This is a genomic window from Arthrobacter sp. B2060, from assembly GCF_059090445.1.
Genome location: NZ_JBNHFR010000010.1, coordinates 199,505 through 206,648, shown reverse-complemented (window position 1 = coordinate 206,648; position 7,144 = coordinate 199,505). Strand labels below are relative to the sequence as shown.

General features: G+C 66.0%; 5 protein-coding genes. 3 read left to right on the top strand and 2 right to left on the bottom strand.

What is annotated here, in order from left to right; translation table 11 throughout:
- The first annotated feature begins 326 nt into the window (after positions 1–326).
- From AC5RUM_RS17175 to AC5RUM_RS17165, 3 genes are read left to right on the top strand one after another with little or no spacing between them, the layout of a single operon-like run.
- Positions 327–1,763 carry an aldehyde dehydrogenase family protein gene (locus tag AC5RUM_RS17175; protein ID WP_494036074.1) on the top strand — a complete coding sequence of 479 codons (1,437 nt, stop codon included), beginning with the start codon at positions 327–329 and terminating at the stop codon, positions 1,761–1,763.
- Positions 1,760–2,761 (top strand): D-2-hydroxyacid dehydrogenase, encoded by a 1,002-nt coding sequence (locus AC5RUM_RS17170; RefSeq protein WP_494036073.1) that lies wholly within the window; start codon positions 1,760–1,762, stop codon positions 2,759–2,761. Before AC5RUM_RS17175 ends, AC5RUM_RS17170 begins: the two co-directional genes overlap by 4 nt.
- A gap of 18 nt (positions 2,762–2,779) precedes the next feature.
- Entirely contained in the window at positions 2,780–4,288 is a 1,509-nt protein-coding gene (locus AC5RUM_RS17165) for a CoA-acylating methylmalonate-semialdehyde dehydrogenase (protein ID WP_494036080.1), read from the top strand.
- Between the two features lie 87 nt (positions 4,289–4,375).
- Here the strand turns inward: AC5RUM_RS17165 and AC5RUM_RS17160 are convergent, their stop codons facing one another.
- Together AC5RUM_RS17160 and AC5RUM_RS17155 are read right to left on the bottom strand one after the other, a co-directional pair.
- On the bottom strand, positions 4,376–5,722 hold the full coding sequence (locus tag AC5RUM_RS17160; RefSeq protein WP_494036072.1) for a glycoside hydrolase family 32 protein: 1,347 nt from the start codon (positions 5,720–5,722) through the stop codon (positions 4,376–4,378).
- 34 nt (positions 5,723–5,756) lie between these two features.
- The gene (locus AC5RUM_RS17155) at positions 5,757–7,121 is read right to left on the bottom strand and encodes a glycoside hydrolase family 172 protein (protein WP_494036071.1); all 1,365 of its coding nucleotides are present in this window, start codon (positions 7,119–7,121) and stop codon (positions 5,757–5,759) included.
- Positions 7,122–7,144: the final 23 nt, after the last annotated feature.

Sequence of the window (7,144 nt, the reverse complement as noted above, 5' to 3'; positions counted from 1 at the left end):
ACATGGCCGGCGACAAGACCGCCAACGTATGGGAAGACCTCAAAAACCCGCCCGTACCCGGACACTTCGGCCCGCCCTGGTTCCTGCCCTTCATCGGCGCCGCCGCCAAGATCATCGACCGAGTCAAGTAACACCCTGAAAAGCCGGGCAGCCGAATCAATCGGCTGCCCGGCTTCAGATTACCCAGATACATCACCTAGGCAAGGGATCATATGCTGCCATTTACAAGCCTCGATGACGCGCGCCCGCAAACAGGGGATAGCCGGTCAGTAGTTGCCAATCTCCCCGGAGGTGCCTTCTTTGAAGGGCACTGGCAGAGCGATGAGATGACGCTGGAAGTCCGGGACCCCCAGGACGGTTTCCTAGTGGGGCGCGTCTGCACCTCCACGGCCGGGGACGTGAAGCGTGCCATCGCGCATATCCACCGTCACCTGCAGGTAGAGAACTGGCCGGTGCGGGCCCGCCGCCAGGCCCTGGAGAGGGCTGTGCTGCTTCTGGGCGAGCAGTCTGCCCGCTTTGCCGGCATTATCGCCGCGGAGAGCAGCAAGACCATCTCCGAAGCGGAGCGCGAGGTGCGCCGCTGCATTGAAACCCTGCGGCTTTCCGCCGCGGCGTCCGAGGAACTGGCGGGGGAGACTCTGGGTTTCGAGGACAGCCTGGCCGGCGGCGGCAAGATCGGCTGGTACAGCCGCAAGCCGGTTGGCATCGTCGCGGCCATTACGCCGTTTAACGATCCGCTGAACCTGGTGGCACACAAACTGGGCCCGGCGCTGATTGGGGGCAACGGCGTCGTGCTGAAGCCTTCCGGACGTACGCCGCTTAGCGGGCTGGCGCTGGTGCAGCTGCTGCTGGAAGCGGGTGTCCCGTCGGGTCGCATTGCCGCGATCGTCTCCGGACCGGGCGTTTCCGAAGCACTTGTCACCGATGAGCGGGTGGACCTGATCTCCTTCACGGGCGGCCCCGCCACGGCCGACCGTATTGCCGCAGCAGCCGGGGCCAAGAAGATCCTCTCCGAACTCGGCGGCAACAACGCCACGCTTGTCTGCGCGGACGCGGACCCCGAGGCCGCGGCGACGGCGATCGTGGCCGGAGCCTTTGGTGTGGCGGGGCAGAACTGCCTGTCGGTGCAGCGGGTGTACGTTCACGCCTCGCTCTTCGATCAGGTAGTGGAGCAGGTTGCCCGCGAGACCAAGGCGCTCAAGACAGGACCCAAGCTTGACCGGACCACCGATATTGGGCCGCTGATTTCCGAGGCAGAGGCCCGCCGTGTCGAGGAATGGGTGGAAGAAGCCACTGCGGCCGGTGCCAGCCTGCTTGCCGGCGGCCAGCGGCGGGGGGCGTACTACGAGCCCACCGTGCTGACCGACGTGCCCGCGGAATGCCGGGTCATCCGCGACGAGGTGTTCGGGCCCGTGGTCAGCATCCTGCCGTTCACCGACGTCCAGGATGCCATCCTCGCGGCGAACAACTCCGAGTACGGGCTGCAGGCCGGCGTCTTCACCCAGTCCATCGACCTCGCCCTGGCCATCGCGGACAAGCTGCACGTCGGCGCCGTGGTCATCAACGAGACCAGCGACGTCCGCATCGACTCCATGCCCTTTGGCGGGTTCAAGAAATCCGGGGTAGGCCGCGAAGGCGTCCGGCATGCCGTCCGGGAGATGACCGAACCGAAAAACACCATCATCAACCTTGGAGAGCCCAGGCAGAATATCGTCGGACTGTGGGAGAACACACAAACACCCACAACCGGGATTTCTGCATGAGCGATGCAGTGCACGGCCGGCGGCCGGTTGTCGCGGCTCTGTATCGGGAGGCCTTGCCGCCGCGCTTGGCAGAAATTGAGGAGCTCGCAGAGGTCCGGCTGACCAAGGCTGATGGCCTGGCGAAGGCCATGGACGGCGCGGACGTGCTGTATCAGTGGCATTCCTTCTCGCCGGCGCTCAGGGAGAACTGGGACGCTGCCTCTACGCTGAAATGGGTCCATGTTACGGCGGCCGGTGTGAGCCAGCTGCTGTTCGATGAACTGATCCAGAGCGACGTTGTCTACACGAACTCGCGCGGGGTCCTCAGCCGGGCCATCGCGGAGTTCACGCTGGGCTTCGTGCTGGACATGGCCAAGGACGCCCAGGGTTCCTTCCGGCTGCAGCAGCAACAGCGCTGGCAGCACAGGGTCACCCGCAAGATTCAGGGCCAGAGCGCGCTGGTGGTGGGCACCGGGTCGATCGGGCGCGAAATCGCACGCCTGTTCCGGGCCGTAGGGATGGAGGTGGACGGCGCCGGCCGGGCCAGCCGGCCGGGGGATGCCGACTTTGGCCGGATACACTCCTCCCGGGAACTGGCCGGAATCGTCCATGACTACGACTACGTCGTCCTGGCAGCACCGCTGACGTCAGATACCAGGGGACTCGTTGATGCGAGAGTACTTGCGGCCATGAGGCCGTCGGCCCGGCTGATAAACGTAGGGCGCGGGGAACTCGTCCACACAGATGCCCTCATCGAGGCGTTGGCGTCGGGCTCCATCGCCGGTGCCGCCCTTGACGTCGTGCACCCGGAGCCGCTGCCGGAGGGGCATGCGCTATGGGGGACGGAGAACGTCATCATTACCCCGCACATGAGCGGTGACACCGAGGACTACCTCGATGATCTCGCCAAGCTCTTCGTGGACAACCTGAAGCGGTACTGCAACGGCGAGCCACTGGAAAACGTCGTGGACAAGTCCCTGGGCTTTGTACCGACTGCTGAGCCCTCCCTCACTTTCTAAGGAGAAACTGCCGTGACCATGTCAACAGCGACACTGACCCTGATCAACCACTTCATCAACGGACGTGAATCCGCCGGTACGGGTGACAGTACCCGACCGGTGTACAACCCGGCCACCGGCCAGGTGTCGGGTGAGCTCCGGATTGCGAACCAGGCAGACCTGGACACTGCCGTCGCCGCGGCCAAGAAGGCTGCGGAGACGTGGGGCGACATTTCCCTGGCGAAGCGCACGGCGGTGTTGTTCAAGTTCCGCGAACTGGTGGCATTGCATGTGGACGAACTCGCTGAGCTGATCACGGCCGAGCACGGCAAGGTCCTCTCCGATGCCAAGGGCGAGATCGCCCGGGGCCTGGAGGTGGTCGAGTTCGCCTGCGGTATCCCGCAGCTGCTCAAGGGTGATTATTCGGACCAGGTTTCCACGGGCATCGACGTGTTCTCCTTCCGCGAGCCGCTCGGCGTGGTGGCCGGCATCACGCCGTTCAATTTCCCTGTCATGGTGCCGCTGTGGATGGCGCCGATGGCGATCGCCACCGGCAACGCCTTCATCCTTAAGCCCTCCGAGCGCGATCCCTCGGCTTCGATGCTGCTCGCGAGGTTGTGGAAGACCGCGGGCCTGCCGGACGGCGTGTTCCAGGTCCTGCATGGCGGCAAGGAGACCGTTGACGGTTTGCTGACCCACCCGGATGTGGACGGCATCTCTTTCGTCGGTTCCACCCCGATCGCGCAGTACGTCCAGGAGACCGCCACGGCGCACGGCAAGCGCGTCCAGGCCCTGGGCGGGGCGAAGAACCACGCCATCGTGCTGCCGGACGCGGACCTGGACAACGCTGCCGACCACCTCGCCGCCGCGGCTTTCGGTTCCGCAGGGCAGCGCTGCATGGCGGTCTCCGTGGCGGTCGCCGTGGGGGACGCCGCGGACCTGCTGGTGAAGAAGGTCCAGGAGCGTGCCCTGGACGTGAAGGTCGACAACGGCACCGCTCCGGGTGCCGAGATGGGCCCGGTCATCACTCCGGAATCCAGGGAACGCATTCTGCGGATCGTCGGCGAGGCCGAACAGGCCGGCGCCGCCATGGTGGTGGACGGCCGCGACCTCGTGGTCCCCGGTCACGAGGAGGGGTTCTGGGTCGGCCCCACCGTGATCGACCACGTCACGACCGAGATGACCGCCTACACCGAGGAGATCTTCGGCCCCGTGCTCGTGATGGTCCGCGTCGATGACCTGGAGGAGGGCATCAGGCTGATCAATTCCAACCCGTACGGCAACGGAACCGCCATCTTCACCTCCTCCGGCGCCTCCGCGCGGAAGTTCCAGCGCTCCGTCACCGTCGGAATGATCGGCATCAACGTGCCCCTGCCTGTCCCCGTGGCCTACCACTCCTTCGGCGGCTGGAAGGCCTCGCTCTTCGGTGACAAGCACATCTACGGCCCCGAAGGCGTGTCCTTCTACACCCGCGGCAAGGTCGTGACGTCGCGCTGGCCCGAGCCCGCCCAGGCCTCCGGCGCCTCCTACAACTTCCCCTCCAACTAGCCGCAACTGGTTGACCCGGTTCCCCTGCCGCCGCAGCCTCCATGAAGGGAGGTTTACGGCCGGCAGGGGTTCGGGCTACCCGAGGAGCTACGGCAGGGACGTGGCAGCAAGATGCAGGTCCGCCGCCTGAGGCGCCGGCCTCGTCACTGTGCGTAGCAGGGGCGTGCCGGACGCACCGCTCACGGTCAGCGTCACCGGCGAGTCCATGACGGGCAGCGGGACCGCCATGATTCCTTGCCTGCCGGAGAGTTCCAGCACTCCGGCGTCGATGATCACCCGGAGTTCGGCCCCCTCGTCCGCCGGCAGAAACGCGTCGGCGAAATCGGTGTTCCCGGCGGCCGTCACGCGGATGCCCTTCCCGTCGTGCCGCATGGTGGCCAGGGGGCCGTCCATGGTGGTGAGGCGGATGACCGTCCCGGCGGTGACGTTACACCGCAGGTCCCCACCGCCGTCGAGCACGGTCTCGAAAACCGTGGCGCCCACCTGCTCCAGGCGGCCCGGCTGGGAATACTGCGCGAGGTCGGCGTGCGGGGTGGCCACCAGCGTGTCGCCGTCGAGGGTCAGCGTGTGCGGAATGCTCAGCGCGCTGGCCCACTGCCGGTCGGGGCTGACCACGCCGCGGATCCAGAAAATCAGCGACGGGTCGCCGTCCTTGTCCCGAAAGAACGACGGCGCGTAGTAGCTCTTGCCGAAGCTGAGCTGACCCCAGGAACGGGCGGTGAACTTCCCGTCAGAGTAGGTTCCCACACCGTAGGCCACATAGTGCAGCACGTCGTCCTCCCAGACGGAGGTGACGAGGACGTGGGAGCCGCCGATCTCAAACAGCTGGGGGCACTCCCACATGGCGCCGGTCCAAACATGCTCCGTCTCCGTGCCGGTGCGCTGCGCGGCGATGCCGTCCAGTGTCCACCGCGAAAGGTCCGGGGAGCTGTAAGAAATGGCGGCGGCGGTTCCGCCCTCCAGCCCGGCGCCCACGAACATCCGCCAGTGCCCGCCGTCGCGGAAAACGAACGGGTCCCGGTAGGCCACCACGCCAAGATCCGGCGCGGTCATCAGCTTCGCACCCTTGGTCCACGTGGTCCAGGAGGCGTCGTCCGGAGTTGCAGTGCGGACGGTGCCGACGCCAATGTCCGGTTCGGTGACCGACGTGTAGAACATGGTCGCGGCACCATCCTCGCCGGTGACTATGGAACCCGACCAGACGCCGTCGTCCCCGTCCCCGGGCGCCACGGCGACGCCCTGCTCGGTCCAGGCGATCATGTCCGGGGAGGTGGCGTGGCCCCAGTGGCAGTCGGAGGCCCACGTGGTGCGGCCCGGAACGTACTGGTAGAAGAGGTGGTACTGGCCGTCCTTCCAGGTCACTCCAAGGGGATCGTTGATCCACCCTTCGGCGGCTGTGAAGTGGAAGGCGGGCCGCGGTTCCTGCGTATTCATGCTGATCCTTTTCTGCTTTTCGGGGATTGTGGGGTCACTGGGCCAGGACGCTGTTGGCGGCCAGGAAGCGTTGCCGGACTTCCCGCGCCTGCTCGGCGTTGGCCTTCTCCCATGCGTCGATTTCCGCCCGGCGCTCGTTCCGGACTGCGTCCCGCGTTTCGGTGAACTGCTTCATCCGCGCAGCCGAGGCGTCGCGGGCGGCCTGCTGGGCCGGTGTCAGGTCCGGGAGGGGGCGCTCTTCCACCTGCTCACGCGGCCGCAGCGGCAGGCGTTCCTCCACGGGGTCGATGTCCAGAACGGGGGAGGGGAGCGTCTGGTACCAGTAGGCGGTGGAGGACCAGTCATCGGAGAGGTGGTTGGCGTGGCCATGCTCGAACGTGACCTTGATGCGCTTCTGGAACCTGATGGGATCCGTCATGTGGAAGCGGTAGCTGTGGTGGAAGCCGGGCACGTTTTCTTCGTGCACCATGGTGCCGTTCATCAGGAAGGCGTTGTGCTGCATTCCCCAGGCGTGGCCGAAGTAGTCCTCCATGCCGGTGCCGTGCAGGCTGGGCGGCCAGGTGTCGTCGTCGATGAAGATCATGTCATCTCCCTCGCCCCACCAGGAGCCCTGGAAGTGGCGCACGGCCAGGTTGCACCCCACGTAGTGACCCTGTCCTTCGGTTTCCAGGACAACATAGTTGTCGTCCCCCGAGAGGTTGGGGATGGCCACCTCGATGCTGTTGGTCTGCAGGTCCGGGCCCCATCCGGCGTTGGGTTTCTGCCTGCGCCAGTGCGCGTGGAAGTAGGCGGTGTCCTCGGGCAGGGGCTCGGTGTAGAGCTCGTAGTCGATGTAGAAGTACTGCAGGTAGGGGATGTCGTTCTGGTTTTCGACGACGATCCTCGCCCGGGAGTTGAAGGGCATCTCGAAGTAGCTGTTGAAGGCCGCGCTGCCGCCGAAGGTGTTCAGCTCCCCTTCCTTCACGGAGACGGAGAGAGGCAGCGAGTCGTAGGAGCCGGACAGCGAGTTCAGCAGGCCGAAGAAGTCACCCAGCGGCGCGATGACGCTGGGCGTGTCCTGGTCATCCCAGTACATTTTGAGGACGATCTTGCGGTAGTAGTCCGGGTCCACCACTTCCCAGCTGACGCCGAGGGCGTTGTGGATTTCGAGCATGGGCACGCCCACGAGTTCCGGGGAGATCTGGCCGGGCCCGGGCTGGATCCGGCAGGACTGGGTCATCCAGATGTGCGTGATGGCGCCCGGCCCCTCGATGTCTGCAAGGACGCGTTCCTCGCCGGGCATGACGATCCAGTTGTCGCGGTTCCGGCCGGACTGGTCCCAGCTGGAGGCGCGGGCCGTGCGGGCGGTGGAGAGCTTTGTCAGGCTCGAGAGGAGGCCGGAGCGGGGCGATGAAGCCATGGGAATGGTGCCTTTCGTAAGAG

Bases quoted from the DNA above. Each gene is read 5' to 3' on its own strand.
- AC5RUM_RS17175 (WP_494036074.1), top strand. From the start codon at position 327: ATGACGCTGGAAGTCCGGGACCCCCAGGACGGTTTCCTAGTGGGGCGC.
- AC5RUM_RS17170 (WP_494036073.1), top strand. From the start codon at position 1,760: ATGAGCGATGCAGTGCACGGCCGGCGGCCGGTTGTCGCGGCTCTGTAT.
- AC5RUM_RS17165 (WP_494036080.1), top strand. From the start codon at position 2,780: ATGTCAACAGCGACACTGACCCTGATCAACCACTTCATCAACGGACGT.
- AC5RUM_RS17160 (WP_494036072.1), bottom strand. From the start codon at position 5,722: ATGAATACGCAGGAACCGCGGCCCGCCTTCCACTTCACAGCCGCCGAA.
- AC5RUM_RS17155 (WP_494036071.1), bottom strand. From the start codon at position 7,121: ATGGCTTCATCGCCCCGCTCCGGCCTCCTCTCGAGCCTGACAAAGCTC.